This is a genomic window from Planomonospora algeriensis (assembly GCF_977012225.1).
Map to the genome: position 1 here is coordinate 1 of NZ_CDRNDK010001017.1, position 690 is coordinate 690.

General features: G+C 66.7%; 1 protein-coding gene. It reads left to right on the top strand.

Features of this window, described 5'->3' with window-relative positions; translation table 11 throughout:
• Positions 1-153: 153 nt before the first annotated feature.
• On the top strand, positions 154-690 hold a 537-nt coding region (locus tag ACWJ6R_RS37530), incomplete at its 3' end, for a TnsA-like heteromeric transposase endonuclease subunit (protein ID WP_449066737.1).

Consider the following 690-nt stretch of genomic DNA (forward strand, 5'->3'; position numbering starts at 1 on the left):
CGTCAATCCCCAGATTCGCGGACTATCCCGCTACATCAACTGCGGAACCCCGGCCAGTCGTTGGTCCTCTTTGTCAGTGAATCTTGCTCGTGGGGCTGGCTCTGCCACTACGGTTTGCTCGGGTACTGATCGCTTCGGGCGGGGTGGTGGCCTGTGGGTGGTGCTGCGGCCGAGCTGTGTGAGGGCCTTAAGTGGCCGGTTGAGCTGCACTTCGTCGATGCGGCGGGGACCGAGCGCTGGGTGCCGGCCTCGTCGTGCGCGTGGGTGCGGTTCGAGGATGTCCGGCCGGTGCGCTCGTTTCGCTGGTCGCCGGGCCTCGGGCACTACCCGGGCTGGTGGTGGGCGGCGACGACCGGACGCCACGTCGGCTATGAGTCGTGGCTGGAACGCGATCACGTGCAGGCTTTGGACTTTGACCAGGAAATCGTGGGGATCGCCTCCCAGCCGTTCTGGCTGCGCTGGGAGGGTGAGCGGGGTCGGCGACGGCACGCGCCGGACTATTTCGCCCGCCGGGCGGACGGGAGCGGCGTCGTCGTTGACGTCCGCGCCGATGACCGGATCGAGGATAAGGACGTCGAGGCGTTCGCAGTGACCGCACAGCTGTGTGACCTGGCGGGTTGGGAGTTCCGGCGGCTCGGAAGGTGTCAAGTCAAATGCGACAGGGAGTCGGCTGATCTGATCGCTAGGCTG